Genomic DNA, 15,793 nt, shown 5'->3' with positions numbered 1-15,793 from the left:
ATCCTGCGATTAGCGCTTTAGATAGCAGGCTACCATAAAACCCTTGCCCGGCGAACCGGCAGTGCGCCGGGCTACGGTTTAGCGGGCCACCCGCACCCAGCGCTGCTGCTGATGGCTTTTTATAATGGCATCAATGATAAACATCACGTCGGCACCATCATAGAAAGAGGCAAACCGACAGGCGCTGGCCTCCGGCATCGTTCCCGCCCGCACCGCCTGGTAGAAGTTCGCCATCATGTTCTTAAAGGCGTCGGGCCAGCCCTCAATGTGCCCGCCGGGAAAGTGTGCGCTGCCAGCGACGTCGGGTGTCATCAGGCCCGGATCGTCGGTGAGGATCTCATTGGGGCGCTGACGATGGCCAATCCACAGCTGCTGGGGGATCTCCTGATCCCAGCCCAGCGAGCAGGCGCTGCCGTTGACCTCAAAGCTGAGACGATTTTTGCGCCCCGCGCTGACCTGCGAAACGCTGAAGCAGCCTTTGCTGCCGTCGGCGAAGCGCACCAGCACCGATCCGCCGTCTTCGGTGGTGACCGGGCGATCCTCATACTGCGCCTCGCCTCCGCCAGCGCTGAAGGTCGCCCCGCCGTCCAGTCGCGCCTTGCGGGTCGGCCAGACGATCGCCAGATCGGCCATCACCTCGACAATGCTTTGCCCGGTGACAAACTGCAACGTATCGCACCAGTGCGAGCCGATATCGGCCACTGCCCGCGACGTGCCGCCCTGCGCGGCATCCACCCGCCAGTTGTAGTCCGTCTCCAGCAGCATCCAGTCCTGAAGGTAGCTGCCGTAGACCGAGAACAGCCGCCCGAGCCTGCCGTGGCGTTGCAGGCTGGCCGCCTGCTGAACCATGGCAAACTGGCGATAGACAAAGCTGACCCCGTGCACCACGCCCGCCTGCTCCGCCAGCGCCACCAGCTCCCTGGCCTCTTCCGGGGTCATACAGAGCGGTTTCTCCGAGAAAACGTGCTTACCGGCGCGTAAAATCCGGCGGTTAATGTCGGCATGAAGATGGTTAGGGGTGCAGTTATGCACCACATCAATACCGGGATGGGCGAGCATGGCGTCAATGTCGCCAAAGGCAAAGGGCACGTTGAGCGCGGCGGCCTTCTGCTGCGCCGACGCCAGGGAGCGATCGCAGAGGGCCACTACCTGTACATCCCCCAGACGACGCAGAGCTTCAATATGTGCCGGACCAATAAACCCGCTGCCAACAATGCCTACGCCGATCATAACGTATCTCCTAATCCCAGCATGGCCCGCACGCTGGCCCGGTCGCTGCTGCCCGCCGCGAAATCATCAAACGCCCGGTCCGCCACCGGAATAATGTGGCGGCGGATAAATTCGCAGCCCTCCCGCGCTCCGGCGTCGCCCTGTTTCAGACAGCACTCCCACTCCAGCACTGCCCAGCCGTCGTAGCCGTATTGCGTCAGTTTGCTAAAGATTGCGCCGAAGTCTATCTGCCCGTCCCCCGGCGAGCGGAAGCGCCCGGCGCGATTGATCCACGGCTGATAGCCGCCGTAGACGCCGCTGCGCCCGTTGAGACGAAACTCCGCATCCTTAACGTGGAAGGCTTTGATGCGCGAATGGTAGATGTCAATAAAGGCCAGGTAGTCTATCTGCTGCAGCAGAAGATGGCTGGGATCGTAGAGCATATTGCAGCGCGGATGGTTATCTACGGCGGCCAGGAAGCGCTCGAAGGTGACCCCGTCGTGGAGATCTTCACCCGGATGGATCTCAAAGCAGAGATCGACCCCGTAACGATCGAAACGATCCAGAATGGGCCGCCAGCGGCGAGCCAGCTCGGCAAAGGCCTCATCAAGCAGCAGGGCATTATGCGGCGGCCACGGGTAGAACCAGGGCCATGCCAGCGCCCCGGAGAAGGTGGCGTGGGCGCGCAGGCCGAGCCTTTGTGAGGCCACAGCGGCCTGGGTCACTTTCTCCACCGCCCACGCCTGCCGCGCGGTGGGATTGCCCCGCAGATGCTCGGGCGCAAAGTTATCGAAGGCGGCGTCGTAGGCCGGATGCACGGCCACCAGCTGGCCCTCCAGGTGCGTTGAAAGTTCGCTGATGACCAGCCCGTAGGATGCCAGCGTGCCCGCGATCTCATCGCAGTAGGTCTGGCTCAGCGCGGCCAGCTCCAGATCGAAAATATGCCGATGGTTACAGGGAATTTGCAGCGCCTTATAGCCCAGCCGCGCTGCCCACTCCGCCAATCCCTCCAGGGTATTAAAGGGTGCCTCTTCTCCGATAAACTGCGACAGAAAAATCCCCGGTCCCTGAACTGTTTTCATACTACCCTCCGCAATTAAGCCCGCTTTGTGTCGTCATATTTGAATGTAAAAAGGAAAACCAGTGCGATAACGGCAGCGGCAACGGCCGGGATCCACCAGAAGGTGACCCACGCCTGGGGTACAGCCTGCCCGGCGACCAGCCGGTTATAGAGCGCACCGGAGATCTGCGAGCCAAGCAGCATCCCGATGCCGTAGGTGAACATGACGATCATACTTTGCGCCTGGCCTTTCACTTTTTCCCCGGCCACGCGATCGGTATAGATAAAGCCTACGACAAAGAAGAAGTCATAGCAGACCCCGTGCAGCAAAATACCGAGGTAGAGCAGGAACCGCGTCTCCTCGCTTACGCCGAGGGCGAAAAAGGCGTAGCGCACAAACCAGGCACACATGCCGATGAGCAGCATGTACTTCACGCCGAGGCGGCGGAACAGCAGCGGGATCACCAGCATAAAGACGATCTCAGACATCTGGCCGAAGGACATCGCGGTGCTGACGTCCCCTACCCCGGCGTCCGCCAGGTACGAAGCGGTGTAGGCGTAGTAGGTGCCGAGCGGTACGGAGATGAGCATGGCGCAGAGCGAGAAGACAAAGAAGTGGCGCGTTTTTAACAGGGCAAAGGCATCGGCGCAGAAGAGATCGCGCACCGCCACCGGCAGCCCTTTGGCGGGCGCAGGGGTATGCGGCAGCGTCAGGCTATAGAGCGCCAGCAGCACCGAGCAGGCCGCCGCCACCATAAAGATATTGACGCTCGCCGCAATGCCGGTGACGCCGATAAACACCCCTGCCACGATCCAGCCGATGGTGCCAAACACACGCACCACCGGGAAGGTTTTATCAACGTTTGCCAGACTATGGAAGGCAATATTGTTGGTTAGCGCCAGAGTTGGCATGTAGCAGAGCGTATAGCCAAACAGCAGGCCAATCAGCAGCGCACCGTTCTGGGCGATTAGCGCCTGCGGGACAAACCAGAGAATGGCTGCCCCGGCGAGGTGCATCACCGCCATCACCTTCTGCGAGGCGAAGAAGCGATCCACCAGCATTCCCAGCACAAAAGGCGAGAGAATCGAGGCGATCGGCCCGGCTGAAAAGGCGTCGCCAATCAGCAGAGCCATATTGTGCTGGGTCATGACGAGGCCCAGCGTGACGGACCAGCTTCCCCAGATAAAGAACTGGAGGAACATCATCAGGGACAATCTTGGCACAAGCAGGCGATGCTGCACCTGCCCTTTTCCGCTACTTTCGGTTGTTGACACCATTTTATCGCCTCACCTGTCAAAAGTAATCGATTACAAAATGCGAACAATAAAAAAGTAATCGATTACAAAATGATTTGCCTGCGGGTTAGATGAGATCTGGGAGAAGGGTCACGATAAATAGTACACAGGAGGTAGCCCGGCAAGCAGCGCGCCGCCGGGCAAAGCGTTAGCGAGCCTTGCGGCGCAGCAGTTTGAAGGCGATAAACAGGAAAACGATCCACGCCGGCAGCAGGATGGCGGACATCCGCATGCTGTCGATGGTGCACATCAGCCCCAGAATCAGCACTAAAAAGGCGATACAGATATAGTTGCCTGCCGGATAGAGCAGCGCTTTAAACTGCGTCACCCGCCCCTGACGGCGCATCGCCGCGCGGAACTTGAGGTGCGCGAGGCAGATCATGATCCAGTTCAGCAGCAGCGTTGCCACCACCAGGGCCATCAGCAGGCCAAAGGCCTCTTTCGGCAGCAGGTAGTTGATGACGATCACCAGCGAGGTGATAGCCGCCGAGAGAAACAGCGAGTTAACCGGCACGCCGCGGGCGTTAACCCGGGTTAAAAACGCCGGGGCATTGCCCTGCACCGACAGGCCAAACAGCATTCGGCTGTTGGAGTAGACGCCGCTGTTAAACACCGAGAGCGAGGCCACCAGAATGATAAAGTTCAGCGCCGAGGCAACGATGTTGCTGTCCAGCTCGTGGAAAATCATCACAAATGGGCTGCTGTCAGCCTTCACATTTACCCATGGGTAGAGCGCCAGCAGCACCACCAGCGAGCCGATGTAGAACAGCAGGATGCGGTAGACCACCTGATTGACCGCTTTCGGGATGGTCTTCTGCGGATCGCGCGCCTCGGCGGCGGTAATACCGATCAGCTCCAGACCGCCGAAAGAGAACATGATCACCGCCAGGGACATAATCAGTCCGTGCCAGCCGGTGGCAAGGAAACCGCCGTGCTGCCAGAGGTTATCGACGCTGGCGTGTTCACCACCGTGGCCGGAGAAGAGCAGCCAGAGGCCAAAGCCGATCATCGCGATAATCGCCAGCACCTTGATCAGGGCAAACCAGAACTCCATCTCACCGTAGAGACGGACGTTGACCAGGTTGGCGGCGTTGATGATGATAAAGAACGCGGCGGCCCAGATCCACGTCGGCACGTCCGGCAGCCAGTACTGCATATAGATACCGGCAGCGGTCAGCTCGGCCATGCCAACCAGCACAAACATCACCCAGTAGTTCCAGCCGGAGAGGAAGCCCGCGAAGGGACCCCAGTATTTCCAGGCAAAGTGAGAGAACGAACCGGAGACCGGCTCCTCGACCACCATCTCGCCCAGCTGGCGCATAATTAGAAAGGCAATAATCCCGGCGATGCCGTAGCCCAGCAGCACCGCTGGCCCAGCCATTTGAATTGCCGGCCCGATGCCCAGGAACAGCCCGGTGCCGATAGCGCCGCCCAGCGCGATAAGTTGAATATGACGGTTTTGCAAACCCCGTTGCAGCGTCGGCCCAGTCCCCGACGCGCCATCTGCCTGTTGCTGGCCAGATGCGATTGACGCGTTTTTCACGCCCTACCCCTGTATCTTTTTAAGAAAGGGGCATCTTTTAACACTTAGCGTTACCGGTAGCAAGCGAACGAAAAGGCTGGCGTTGCCGCCAGCCCGCCCGTCTCTGACCTAGAAGTCGTAGCTCATGGAGACCTTCAGGGTACGCGGATCGCCCCGGAAGATGTAGGTGCCGAGATCCTCAACGCCGGACCAGTACTTCTCATTGGTCACGTTATCCACGCCCACGCGCCACACCATCTCGTTAGCATCCTGGTTCAGCTGCATCCGGTAGCGGACGCCCAGATCCAGCGTGGTGTAGTCATCCAGCTTTTTGGTATTGGCGGCGTTGGCATACTGTGAGCCGGAGTGATTCACGCGCGCCGTGGCCGTCAGGCCCTCTACCGGCTTGATATCGTACTCGGCGCCAAACACCATAAAGACGCCAGGAACACCGATAGCATCCTTGCCGTCGTTGATACCGTTCTGCGTTTTGGTCATCTCGGCATCGACCCAGGTGGCGCTGCCGTTAAGGCGCAGGCCGAACACCGGCTCACCAAAGACATTCAGCTCTACGCCGCGGTTGCGCTGCTCGCCGTCAAGCTTGTAGGGGCCGCCCACACCGTACTGAATGGCAGAGGGCTTTTTGATCTCAAACAGCGCCAGGGTGCCGCCGATGCGACCGTAGTCGATCTTGACCCCCACCTCATTCTGCTTCGAGTGGGCAATGCCTGTGCTCTGGCCAAAGTTAGAGGCATCTCTCGGGGCTACGCTGCCCGGCTGTAACGCTTCGGTATGGTTAGCGTAGAGCGACAGCGCTTCCCACGGCTTATAGACCACGCCGTAGGTTGGCATCCAGCGGCTCTCTTCATAGCGCGAGCCGCTATCCTCCGCCCCGGTGGCGTTGTTGTAGTTGCGCACCACCACCTTCTGGTTGCGGGCACCGACCGTGAAGAGCAGGCTGTCATCCAGCACGCCCAGGGTATCGCTCAGCAGCCAGCCCTGGGTACGGCTCCGGCTGGTGGTGCGCGGATCGCCATAGTTACCGCCAAAGCTGCTATTGGCTGGCATCGCTACATCGCTGGGATGGTAGATGTTGACGATCGGGTTGGCGGCAGCGGAGGACATCCGCCACGCGGTTCTGTCGCGCTTGATTAGCGCCGAGTAGCCGACGTTGATTTTATGCGAGACAAAGCCGGTATCGACGTCGCCGCGCAGACCCAGCATGCCGCTGTTGGCATCAATATAGCGGTTGGTATCCAGACGGCTCGCCGTGGCGTCGCCGCTGGCGTTGATCAGCTTCGGCGTGCTGTAGGTGCCAATTTCATGGGCCTGCTGCGCCCCCGTGGCGGCATAGGCAGTCCAGGCGTCGGTCAGGTCATACTCGGCGCGGGCCACACCAAACTGGTTGTCGATGTCGCTGTAGTTCCACTTTTGGCTGTAGTTCTTGCTGGGATCCGGCACGTCGGGAATGAAATTGACGCCGGTAATATTGACGCCCATGCCGCTGCCGTGGAAGGTCTTTTTCTGATAGCCCGCATCCAGCGAGGTACGCAGACGATCGCCCCGATAGTCGAGGCCAATCGAGGCCAGCGTGGTGCGGCGACGGTCGTGATCCAGCGGCGCTTCGCCCTCGCGATGCAGCAGGTTAATACGGGTGCCAAACTGGTTGTTATCGCCGAAGCGACGCCCCAGATCCAGCGAGCCGCCGACCATCGCCTGGCTGGTGTAGTCGACGCCGACGCGGGTGGTTGGCGTATCTTCCGCATGCTTAGGCTCAAGGTTGATCATCCCGCCCACGCCGCTGCCCGCTGCGCCATTCAGCAGACCGTTGGCCCCTTTAAATATCTCGACGCGCTCGATCATCTGGGTATCCACCACCTGGCGTGGCACCACGCCCGGCAGGCCGCTCATGGTCATGTCGTCACCGTCGAGCTTAAAGCCACGAATGCGATAGGTTTCAGCCGAGTTGCCGTAGCCCTGCACCGGCTGGACGCCTGCGTCGTTGCGCACCACGTCGGCAATGGTTTTGGCCTGCAGATCCTGTACCGCTTTTGCGGTGTAGCCGATGACGTTAAAGGGAACGTCCATCGCTTTCTGCTCGCCGAGCATCCCCAGACGACCGCCGTGGGCGACCTGACCGTCCAGATAGGCCGGAACCGGCACATCGCCGCCGGGGGTAAACTCGCTGGCCGGCGTCGCCTGCACCACTAAGGTCTCTTCCTGATTGGGTTTACTGGTGTCAGCGGCTGCTGCCTGCGCCGAATGGGCTACCGCGCCGATAGCCAGCGCAAGTAAGGACTTGCGCAATGTGAGAGCGTTAGTTTTTATGTTTCGCATCATTAACTCATACAAGAGCGTGGGTTAAAAAAATGGCCCGTTGCCGGGCCGATTGCACTACTGATTCAGCGCGATACGCACAACGCTGTCCGGACCATTGGTCGAGTGATCTTTATTGAAGGCCTGTTTAACGGTGGCATAGAGCGTCTGACCGTCGGCGGAGACCAGCAGGCTGTTCGGATTCGACGGCAGATCCCACGACTGCTTCACTGCATAGGTGGTGCCGTCGAGGCTCAGGAGCTTGCCGGACTCACGCTGGCTGATGTAAATCTCATTGCGTTTCGGGTTGAACTTCACCGCCAGAGAGTCACCTACGTCGAGCTGCTTAATTACCTTGCCGGTGTGGATATCCAGCACCAGGGTGGTTTTTGCCTTTGAGTTATCGGTCACGAACAGGCGGCCAGTGGCGCTGTCTTCCGCGAAGTTAAGCAGCAGGGCCTCTTTTTTCCCCAGCGGCTTCCAGCGTTTTTCCACGCGGTTGTTGCGCGGGTTGATCACCAGGATTTCACCGCCGCCGTTAGCAGCATAAATACGCTGGGTTTGCTCAGAGTAGTGTAGGCCGGTCATCCATTTACCGGTGTTTTTGATGCGGGTTTTCAGCTTCATGGTCTTCGCGTCCACGATCCAGATCAGGGCCGGATCGGCTACCGCGCCGATGTAGAGCAGACCGTTATGCAGCAGCACCTGACGCGCGCCGTACGGGAAGCCCTCTTTGTTACGCTCCGGGAAGATCGCCCGCGCCAGCACTTTGCCATCGGCGGTGCTGATGGCGCTGATGCCCGCATCCAGCGAATTGGTGACGTAAAGAGTTTTACCGTCCGGGGCGATATCCATGCCGAAGTTTTTCAGATCCGTATGGGTCGATCCGATCGTTTTTAAGGTTTTAGGATCGAGCTTGTAGACTACCCCGCCCTGCACGTCTTTGAACCCTTCTGCGCTGGCTACGTACAGCGCATCGCCCGTTGGACTTAATGCCAGCTCATACACCCCCTCCGCCAGATCGCGCTTCACGACGTTACTCTGCTGAGCCACTGCTGCCTGCGGTTTTTGCGCCTCGGCGGCGGGTTTTGCGCTGGCGGACGGGGTGGTATTGCAGCCGCTCAGCGCCATTGCCAGGCAGAGGGCCAGGGCAGAGGTTTTCATTTTCATCAGGAGCATCCTTAACCGTTCAAAGTCATTCATCAGGAAGGTAGCGCGCAAGCCAACGGGCTTATCTAAACGCTAAAGAGAATGAGAACTATACTCATTATAAGTATGCAATCAAGAATAATTACCTTGAAAAAGCGATAACGCGCCAGCGCGACGCGCTGGCAGGCAGAAGTGAACTGAAGGGAGGCTTTTACTGTTTGGTCAAAAGAAGTGGCATTCGGCAGGGGGCGAAATCGGTATAGCCTGCACAATGGCCCCGATAGTCCTCGAAGGCATCGACAAACTGGCTACCGTTCCATAAAAATTGACTCTTTGTCTCACTCACGCCAGTGGAGTTACCCAGGAAGACGCCCTCTATCATGCCATCGTGATAGATGTCGTTGCTGTTATCTATCCACTGGATGATTTTTTTCAGGTCCGGTGAGACGATATACCAGAGGTTTCCCGCGTTATAGGCCCCTTTCCAGCAGGATGCGTAGATCAAGGTATGGTCTGCATCCAGCTTTGCTGCGAACCACTCTTCCTGCTCGAGATCCTCCGAACAGTCGCTCCCCTTCCCTTTCAATATGGCTGGAAGCAACTGTTTTTTGAAGGTGTTCAGCTGATCCGGGCTGAGTTTATGCCCTTCGCTATCAAGGACAGGCATCTTTTTGAGTACCGGTACGGCTTTGGGCAGAGGAACCTTGCTTTCATCCCGCTCGCCTTTACTGAGTATTGCCCCCTGCGTGCCGACTCGCCCCTGAAATTCATCCATTTTCAAAAGAACAGCGTTTGAACCCGCAGATGAAAATGTATATGTGTCCACGCTATCCCTGAAGGTAATCTTTCCTTTGTTGGATAACGCCGCCATAAAGGCACCGTATTGGCTTTCGTTCATCTTCCAGCTAACGTCATCACCTTTTTCGAGGGGGCCGAGAGACGTTTTATCGATGATAATTTCTGGCGCTGGCTTCTGTTGAGCATTCCTCGAGGGGTCGTTGTTGGTTAACAGAACCCAGTTTTCCACTTTTGTCGCCGGGCCAGCCTGGCGGCTGAGCATCACCATGGCGACGTTTTCATTACTCATTACGTTTTCGGTGTAGCCTGCAGCCCGGCAGCTCAACGTATTGTCACAGCCCAGCTCCCAGTCACCATGAGAGAAAAAGACGTTTTCCTGGCTGCTTTTTGCTATCGACTGCGTAGACAGCAGTGCGGATATAGCGAACGTCAAAAAAACAGATACACGCTTCATGCTGTTTAAAATCTCATCCTGCTTCATTTCACATCCTTTCATTAAAACGGCGAGGCGGTAAGGTAAACAGCACCAGAGTATATAGAGCCCCGCACCCTATAGGTAGCGACCCTATTAAAGATGGGGTTGCAACTTCAGATGATAAAGATTATCTTTCTCATCACTGAATAGTTGAGTAAATAACTCAGGTATTCAGTACGACATTGCTCACATTGCTTCCAGTATTTACTGCCCGCCCTGCGCGGGCTTTTTTTTGCCTGCGTATGGGCGTGAGTTATGGCTACAGTTTGCCTTTAGGCTCGATAAAATAGCGTTGTAACCTCAAGCAAGTGATTGAAATAAAAGCGTCATATTACGGACTTACTCTAGGATAAATCTTACTTGCTGGAACAACGTCGGTCACCATGGAAATCCCTCTCTCCTCGCGCCAGTTAAACGCAGGCATGTTGCGCATCGCAGTACCGCACGTGACGCCCGAATCCAATAATCAGCAGGTGATGGCGCTCTTTAGCGAACACAAGACGCTGATCGGCCTGCCGGTGCTGGAAAACAGTCGCCCGCTCGGCATGATCAACCGCCATATTTTTCTCTCCCAGATGAGCCGCCCTTTCTTTCATGAGCTCTACGATCAAAAGAGCTGCATCGCCTTTATGGATAAGACGCCGCTGATCGTCGAGGCCAGCGCCGGGCTGGAGTATCTCGCTGAGCGGGTCATCGAAACCGGCGATAAGGCGGTGACCGAAGGCTTCATCCTGACCGATGAGGGGCACTATCTGGGGATTGGCCTGGGCATCGACCTGATTAAAACGGTCTCCGATCTGCAGGCCAAACAGCATTTTCAGATCATGCAGAGTATCGAGTATGCGCGGGTGATCCAGGAGTCGATGCTGAGCCGCTCCCGGCAGGGTATTGAAGAGAGCCTTAAAGAGTGGTGCCTCTACTGGCAGCCGCGAGACTGCGTGGGCGGCGACATCTATGCTTTTCAACGCGATGAGAACGGCTGGCTGGTGGTAATTGCCGACTGCACCGGACACGGCGTGCCCGGCGCGTTTATGACCTTTATTTTCGCCTCGGCGCTGGAGAAAGCCCTCTCTCTGGCCCCGGCGAATGAGCCAGAGCGCCTGCTGGCGATCGTCAATCGGCACATCAAGCAGACCCTGAGCCAGCTGCATCCCAGCGCCGACCTGAACCAGTCTAATGACGGCTGCGATGCCATCGCAGTGTATGCCGACCGCGTTAACGCGCAGCTGATCTGGGCTAACGCCCGAATGCACGCCTTTATGCTGGGAGCAGAGGATGAAGAGGTCAGCGTACTTGAGGCTGACAGAAAAGGCCTCGGCTATACCGATACGCCTGCCGACCAGCAGTGGCGTCGCTATCAGCGCCCGTTACAGGCGGGCGACCAGGTGATGGTGGTTACCGACGGCGTAACGGATCAGATTGGCGGCGAGCGCAGCATTATGTTTGGTAAGAAACGCATTCAGTCCCTGTTATTACAAAATCGTACTTTGCCGATGAGCGCTCTCTCTGGCGCGCTGCTGGAGGGCCTTCAGGCCTGGCAAGGTCAGGAAGCGTCGCGTGATGACATGACGTGGTTTGGTTTTCGCTGGTGAAAAAAAATATGAAATTAAGTGACCTGCAGGTCAAAGACGCGGTGCTGCTGCCGTTGATCACATTACAAAGGCAAAGCGCGGTAGAGCTGTTTTATACCGGCTATTTTTCGCAACAGCATATTGTGGCGATGGGTGACGTGGTGCGGGCATGGCTGGATAAGCACGAGTCTTCGCTACCGCTGCGCCGTCGGCTCTTCTCGGTCTTTATTGAGATGGGCCAGAATATTGTGCGCTACTCCAGCGACGAGCGCTACATCGGCACAGATAACGAGGAGCTGCGCTTTGGTTCACTCTGTCTGCACACCGATCACGCTAACTACTATCTCGAAACCGCTAATCTGGTGGGGTATGAGGCCTCCTCGCTGCTGCAAAACAACCTCGACGTGTTGCGCACGATGACCCAGGCCGAAATCAAGCAGGCCTGGAAACAGAACTTACGCAGTGAAGCACCCGCGACCAGTAAAGGGGCCAACATTGGCCTGTTGACCATGGCGCGAGATACCAGCGAACCGCTGGAGTACCGCATTCATCCTCTGGCGGCGAGTTCGCTGTCCGCATTCCACTTAAAGGCCACCTTTTGCCATGACTGATACCACACTGCCTACCGTGATTGTGCTTGCAGCAACCTCTGCCACACCGGAAGTGAATTTTGATTTTCCGGCGCATCGTCTGGTGCTAAAAGGTGAAGCCTACCCGGAAAATGCCGCCGCCTTCTTCCGCCCGCTGTTGCAGGCCGTTGAGAGCTGGCTAGAGGAGATCCCTGCTGAATCGGCTCCGCTACAGCTGCACGTTGCGCTGAGCTACTTTAACAGCTCCAGCACCAAGCTGCTCTTCGAGTTCTTTGAGTCCCTGAACGGTTTTGCAAAACGCGGCAAAGCCTGCGAGCTGCACTGGTATTACGATGCCGATGACGATATTTCCGAAGAGTTTGGCCAGGAAGTCAGTCTTGATTTCCCGGCGCTTGCCGTCTTTTTAACGCCGGACCTTAACGCATGTTAGATATCAACGAGCTATTCCAGGAAGAGTATGCCGTTCTGGAGGACGCCCGGGTCGCCGCCGCCGATGCGCAGTTGCCCGCCGAAGAGTGCCGCGAAAAGCTGTGGACGGTGGCAAAGCACTATCAGCGGCTCATCCGCCAGTCTTACCGTCTGATCTCCCGCAGCGATCGCGCCGAACGTGAACTTACGCGCATGAACGATGAGCTACAAAAGCTGGCGGCTCGTCTGGAATATGAAGCGACCCACGATCCCCTCACCGCCGTTTATAACCGCAGCGCGATCATTAACCATATCAATCACGCCCTGACGCAGGGCAACGTGGCGCTGATCCTGCTGGATATCGATCACTTCAAGCGCATTAACGACGAATATGGCCACCCGATGGGTGATAAAGTGATCTGCTCGCTGGTGTCGCGCATACGTCATGCCCTGCCCGCGCAGGCCTCCATTGGCCGCGTAGGTGGTGAAGAGTTTACTATTCTGTTACCCCATGCCCGGCTGGAAGAGGCGATAATTATTGCGCGTTATATTCACGCGTCGCTAAGTGCCTCCCCGCTGGACTGTCTGCCCCAGCAATATGTTACGGCCAGCTTTGGCGTAAGCCTTGGCGTGCGCCAAAGCGATTTTGAAGCCCTATATAGCGCAGCCGACGTCGCGCTCTATACCGCAAAAAAACGTGGCCGTAATCAGGTTGCGCTACATGAGTCACTATTTCGTCCGGAACGTAAACCGGCTGTTTTTGTATCAGTAAATGAAAGCCTGCGTGCGGGATAACCCCGCAGGCAAAATATATTATATTTTAAAAGCGTTGCGTGTGTTACTCAGCAGGTAATGTCCCGGCGATTACGATAAACTAATTTTATCGGGCGAATAATCGAATAATCACGCGCAATAAATTCATTGGTGGTGAGATAACGCTCCTCATCATTCTCGTCAACCAACCGCCAGAGCGCGGTAAGCGCGTCATAGCCAAGCACCTTCTCGCCGGCAGGGGTCTCTACCCGGTATTCACCAGACTGCAGATAGCCTGAAGAAAACTGTAGATGCTTTCCAGGCTCGCCTTTAATAACATGTTCAATTTTTCTGAACCCAACAGGTACTAAATGAAAGCTATAAAAGGGCAAGTTATTAATTTTCAAGTTAGAAAAAGTTGATATAACTTCGTTCTCTCTTGTTAATACTACCTCTTTAAGAGTAACTGTCGACGAGGGTAAAAGTTCCGGGAACAGGCATTCCACTTTGAAATAGATTATTTGCATACATGCCTCTGGCTATCATACTTTGTTATGAATACTTATATATCACATACCTTTTATAGCGTATCCGGCAGCAAAGAACATTACTTTCAGAATATATCGATCCCAAGCGAGTGATAATTACACAGATTTACGTTTGTAAAGCGTTAATTATTAAATATGCAGATAAATTTTGTGATTTTATTAGCAAAAACAACCTGACGTCGCCCCGGCATTTTTCAGTAGACGAAATATGTCATTACTAATATGTTAGCGCTGCTTAAATATATACCCAGTTTTTAATAAGCGGCCCTTTTTCACCGTATACCGGATCGCAATGTGGAAAAGGCGCATTGGCAATAGCCGCCAGCATTTCTGCAGTGGGTGCCCCGCGACACAGATCAAACTGTTGCTCGGGTGGATAGCCCCCTACTACGGTGAAATCGTCGCTGCTGTGAAGATTGCAGTGGCCCGTCCCGGCGGGCAGCAGCACAATATCGCCGCCGCGTACAACCACCTGCTCTCCTTCCGGGCCGCCAAGCATAAGCCGGGCCTCGCCGCGCGCAATGGCCAGCACCTCATGGGCATTGCTGTGGTAGTGGTGGTAAGGATAAATGCCATCAACCCACTGTGCGGGCCAGCCGTTTGTTTCAAACAGCGTCTGCGCCGTTGCAACGGCATTTTCGTCAGCTGTAAAAATTTGGCGGTAAATAAGCACAGGTAAACGCGGGTTATTTGGCACCCAGTCATTAGCAGCCAATAGCAGAACAGAGGTTGAGTCGTTTACATCCGGCATAGTCTCTCTTCCAGAAAAAGAGGAGGGTTATTTTAGCGTAGCCACTTCTGTTATCCCTTGCCAGAAATGCGCCATTAATGCCAGCGATGGACATAACGGCCTCTGTTGCAGAGCCGAAAATGGTAATCTGTCCAGTACCTTCTATATTTCGAGAAGTGCATCACATACCGGAGAAGTAGATATGAGATTTAAGGGATTAACTAAAGGCTTTTTCATCCTGATATTGCTGGTGGTTACGCTGGCGTTTTTTGACATTATCACCCCCTACTACTCGGCCATCTTATGGGCGGCCATACTGGCGGTCATCTTCCAACCGCTCAAAAACCGACTGCGGGACAGGATCGCCGGGCGCAACGGGATTGCCTCCCTGCTGACGGTACTGATTATCTGCCTTATTGTCTTTACGCCATTAGCGATCATCCTCTCCTCGCTGGCGTTTGAGGCCAATACGGTTTACACCAAGCTCCAGGACAACAATACCCAGTTCCCGGTCGTGGTTGCCGATCTCATCGCCCATCTTCCCGGCTGGGCCCAGCAGTTCCTGGCCGATCACGACCTGAATAACGCCACGCAGATCCAGCAGCAGCTGTCGCAGGTCGCGTTAAAAAGCGGACAGTACCTTGCCGGCAGCGCGTTTCTGATCGGTAAGAGCACCTTCAGCTTTACCATTAACTTTGGTGTTATGCTCTACCTGCTCTTTTTCCTGCTGAAAGATGGACCGTATATTGTCAACCAGGCGCTGGAGTCGCTGCCTCTGTCGCGTTATGTAAAGCATCACCTGTTTGCTAAGTTTGCCGCCGTCTCCCGCGCGACGGTAAAGGGTACGGTGGTGATTGGCGTGATACAGGGCATCCTTGGCGGTATCGGCTTCTGGATTGCCGGCATCGACGGCAGCGTACTGTGGGGCGCGCTCATGGCCTTCCTGTCGCTGGTTCCTGCGGTGGGCTCAGCGATTATTTGGGTGCCTGCGGCCATCTTCCTGTTTGCTACCAGCCAGATCTGGCAGGGCTTCTTCCTGGTTGGCTTCTTTGTGATTATCGTTGGGCTGGTAGATAACCTGCTGCGCCCGGTGCTGGTCGGTAAAGATACAAAAATGCCCGACTATCTGGTGCTTATCTCTACCCTGGGTGGCCTTGAGATCTACGGTATTAACGGTTTTGTGATCGGGCCGTTGATTGCAGCCCTGTTCCTGGCCTGCTGGAATTTGCTCTCCGGGAAAGATCATCAGGGCAACGCCGACGAGCTGGACGATGAGTTTATTGAGGAGGGGCGACAGCCGCCTGAATCTTAATCCTTTCCTGCGGCCAGACAGTGTCTGGCCGTAACAAAATTTGCCGCCTTTACGCA

At 56.1% G+C, this 15,793-nt stretch carries 14 protein-coding genes; 5 read left to right on the top strand and 9 right to left on the bottom strand.

Annotated features, from left to right (window positions below):
- Positions 1–78: 78 nt before the first annotated feature.
- From WFN61_RS00870 to WFN61_RS00840, 7 genes are all read right to left on the bottom strand, one after another.
- Positions 79–1,230 carry a Gfo/Idh/MocA family protein gene (locus WFN61_RS00870; protein ID WP_337037206.1) on the bottom strand — a complete coding sequence of 384 codons (1,152 nt, stop codon included), beginning with the start codon at positions 1,228–1,230 and terminating at the stop codon, positions 79–81.
- Entirely contained in the window at positions 1,227–2,291 is a 1,065-nt protein-coding gene (locus tag WFN61_RS00865; protein ID WP_312235070.1) for a sugar phosphate isomerase/epimerase family protein, read from the bottom strand. Before WFN61_RS00865 ends, WFN61_RS00870 begins: the two co-directional genes overlap by 4 nt.
- A gap of 14 nt (positions 2,292–2,305) precedes the next feature.
- Positions 2,306–3,547, bottom strand: a complete 1,242-nt coding sequence (locus WFN61_RS00860) for an MFS transporter (protein ID WP_144813966.1) — start codon at positions 3,545–3,547, stop codon at positions 2,306–2,308.
- Positions 3,548–3,713: 166 nt separating this feature from the next.
- A complete protein-coding gene (pheP, locus tag WFN61_RS00855; protein WP_313448196.1) occupies positions 3,714–5,108 on the bottom strand; it encodes a phenylalanine transporter in 1,395 nt (464 codons plus the stop codon).
- A 108-nt stretch (positions 5,109–5,216) separates the two neighbouring features.
- Complete coding sequence (locus WFN61_RS00850) at positions 5,217–7,424, bottom strand: TonB-dependent receptor (RefSeq protein ID WP_286172124.1); 2,208 nt, start codon at positions 7,422–7,424, stop codon at positions 5,217–5,219.
- Between the two features lie 57 nt (positions 7,425–7,481).
- Positions 7,482–8,573: a YncE family protein gene (locus WFN61_RS00845; RefSeq protein WP_337037200.1), complete on the bottom strand. Its 1,092-nt coding sequence runs from the start codon at positions 8,571–8,573 to the stop codon at positions 7,482–7,484.
- Positions 8,574–8,763: 190 nt separating this feature from the next.
- The gene (locus WFN61_RS00840; protein ID WP_312274015.1) at positions 8,764–9,831 is read right to left on the bottom strand and encodes a DUF1176 domain-containing protein; all 1,068 of its coding nucleotides are present in this window, start codon (positions 9,829–9,831) and stop codon (positions 8,764–8,766) included.
- Positions 9,832–10,208: 377 nt separating this feature from the next.
- Between WFN61_RS00840 and WFN61_RS00835 the strand changes: the two genes are divergently transcribed.
- The 4 genes from WFN61_RS00835 to WFN61_RS00820 are packed head-to-tail and all read left to right on the top strand — an operon-like array spanning position 10,209 to position 13,189.
- Positions 10,209–11,417 (top strand): SpoIIE family protein phosphatase, encoded by a 1,209-nt coding sequence (locus WFN61_RS00835; protein ID WP_257756789.1) that lies wholly within the window; start codon positions 10,209–10,211, stop codon positions 11,415–11,417.
- A gap of 8 nt (positions 11,418–11,425) precedes the next feature.
- Positions 11,426–12,007, top strand: coding sequence for a SiaB family protein kinase (locus tag WFN61_RS00830; RefSeq protein ID WP_222126322.1), 582 nt, complete (start codon positions 11,426–11,428; stop codon positions 12,005–12,007).
- Complete coding sequence (locus WFN61_RS00825; RefSeq protein ID WP_144813986.1) at positions 12,000–12,416, top strand: DUF1987 domain-containing protein; 417 nt, start codon at positions 12,000–12,002, stop codon at positions 12,414–12,416. Before WFN61_RS00830 ends, WFN61_RS00825 begins: the two co-directional genes overlap by 8 nt.
- The gene (locus WFN61_RS00820; RefSeq protein ID WP_313448198.1) at positions 12,410–13,189 is read left to right on the top strand and encodes a GGDEF domain-containing protein; all 780 of its coding nucleotides are present in this window, start codon (positions 12,410–12,412) and stop codon (positions 13,187–13,189) included. The genes WFN61_RS00825 and WFN61_RS00820 overlap by 7 nt, the downstream gene beginning before the upstream one ends.
- 47 nt (positions 13,190–13,236) lie before the next feature.
- Here the strand turns inward: WFN61_RS00820 and WFN61_RS00815 are convergent, their stop codons facing one another.
- Both WFN61_RS00815 and WFN61_RS00810 read right to left on the bottom strand, forming a co-directional pair.
- Positions 13,237–13,674 carry a hypothetical protein gene (locus tag WFN61_RS00815; RefSeq protein ID WP_257756788.1) on the bottom strand — a complete coding sequence of 146 codons (438 nt, stop codon included), beginning with the start codon at positions 13,672–13,674 and terminating at the stop codon, positions 13,237–13,239.
- A 256-nt stretch (positions 13,675–13,930) separates the two neighbouring features.
- Complete coding sequence (locus tag WFN61_RS00810; protein ID WP_337037192.1) at positions 13,931–14,446, bottom strand: cupin domain-containing protein; 516 nt, start codon at positions 14,444–14,446, stop codon at positions 13,931–13,933.
- Positions 14,447–14,627: 181 nt separating this feature from the next.
- Between WFN61_RS00810 and WFN61_RS00805 the strand changes: the two genes are divergently transcribed.
- A complete protein-coding gene (locus WFN61_RS00805; protein WP_257756786.1) occupies positions 14,628–15,737 on the top strand; it encodes an AI-2E family transporter in 1,110 nt (369 codons plus the stop codon).
- Positions 15,738–15,793 lie beyond the last annotated feature (56 nt).

It is taken from the genome of Pseudescherichia sp. AS216, from assembly GCF_037152055.1.
Classification (GTDB): Bacteria; Pseudomonadota; Gammaproteobacteria; order Enterobacterales; family Enterobacteriaceae; genus Pseudescherichia.
This window is presented reverse-complemented; position numbering and strand designations above follow the sequence as displayed.

Bases quoted from the DNA above. Each gene is read 5' to 3' on its own strand.
- WFN61_RS00825 (WP_144813986.1), top strand. From the start codon at position 12,000: ATGACTGATACCACACTGCCTACCGTGATTGTGCTTGCAGCAACCTCT.
- WFN61_RS00835 (WP_257756789.1), top strand. From the start codon at position 10,209: ATGGAAATCCCTCTCTCCTCGCGCCAGTTAAACGCAGGCATGTTGCGC.
- WFN61_RS00870 (WP_337037206.1), bottom strand. From the start codon at position 1,230: ATGATCGGCGTAGGCATTGTTGGCAGCGGGTTTATTGGTCCGGCACAT.
- WFN61_RS00860 (WP_144813966.1), bottom strand. From the start codon at position 3,547: ATGGTGTCAACAACCGAAAGTAGCGGAAAAGGGCAGGTGCAGCATCGC.
- WFN61_RS00810 (WP_337037192.1), bottom strand. From the start codon at position 14,446: ATGCCGGATGTAAACGACTCAACCTCTGTTCTGCTATTGGCTGCTAAT.
- WFN61_RS00830 (WP_222126322.1), top strand. From the start codon at position 11,426: ATGAAATTAAGTGACCTGCAGGTCAAAGACGCGGTGCTGCTGCCGTTG.
- WFN61_RS00805 (WP_257756786.1), top strand. From the start codon at position 14,628: ATGAGATTTAAGGGATTAACTAAAGGCTTTTTCATCCTGATATTGCTG.
- WFN61_RS00820 (WP_313448198.1), top strand. From the start codon at position 12,410: ATGTTAGATATCAACGAGCTATTCCAGGAAGAGTATGCCGTTCTGGAG.
- WFN61_RS00815 (WP_257756788.1), bottom strand. From the start codon at position 13,674: ATGCAAATAATCTATTTCAAAGTGGAATGCCTGTTCCCGGAACTTTTA.
- WFN61_RS00840 (WP_312274015.1), bottom strand. From the start codon at position 9,831: ATGAAGCAGGATGAGATTTTAAACAGCATGAAGCGTGTATCTGTTTTT.
- WFN61_RS00865 (WP_312235070.1), bottom strand. From the start codon at position 2,291: ATGAAAACAGTTCAGGGACCGGGGATTTTTCTGTCGCAGTTTATCGGA.
- WFN61_RS00850 (WP_286172124.1), bottom strand. From the start codon at position 7,424: ATGCGAAACATAAAAACTAACGCTCTCACATTGCGCAAGTCCTTACTT.
- WFN61_RS00845 (WP_337037200.1), bottom strand. From the start codon at position 8,573: ATGAAAATGAAAACCTCTGCCCTGGCCCTCTGCCTGGCAATGGCGCTG.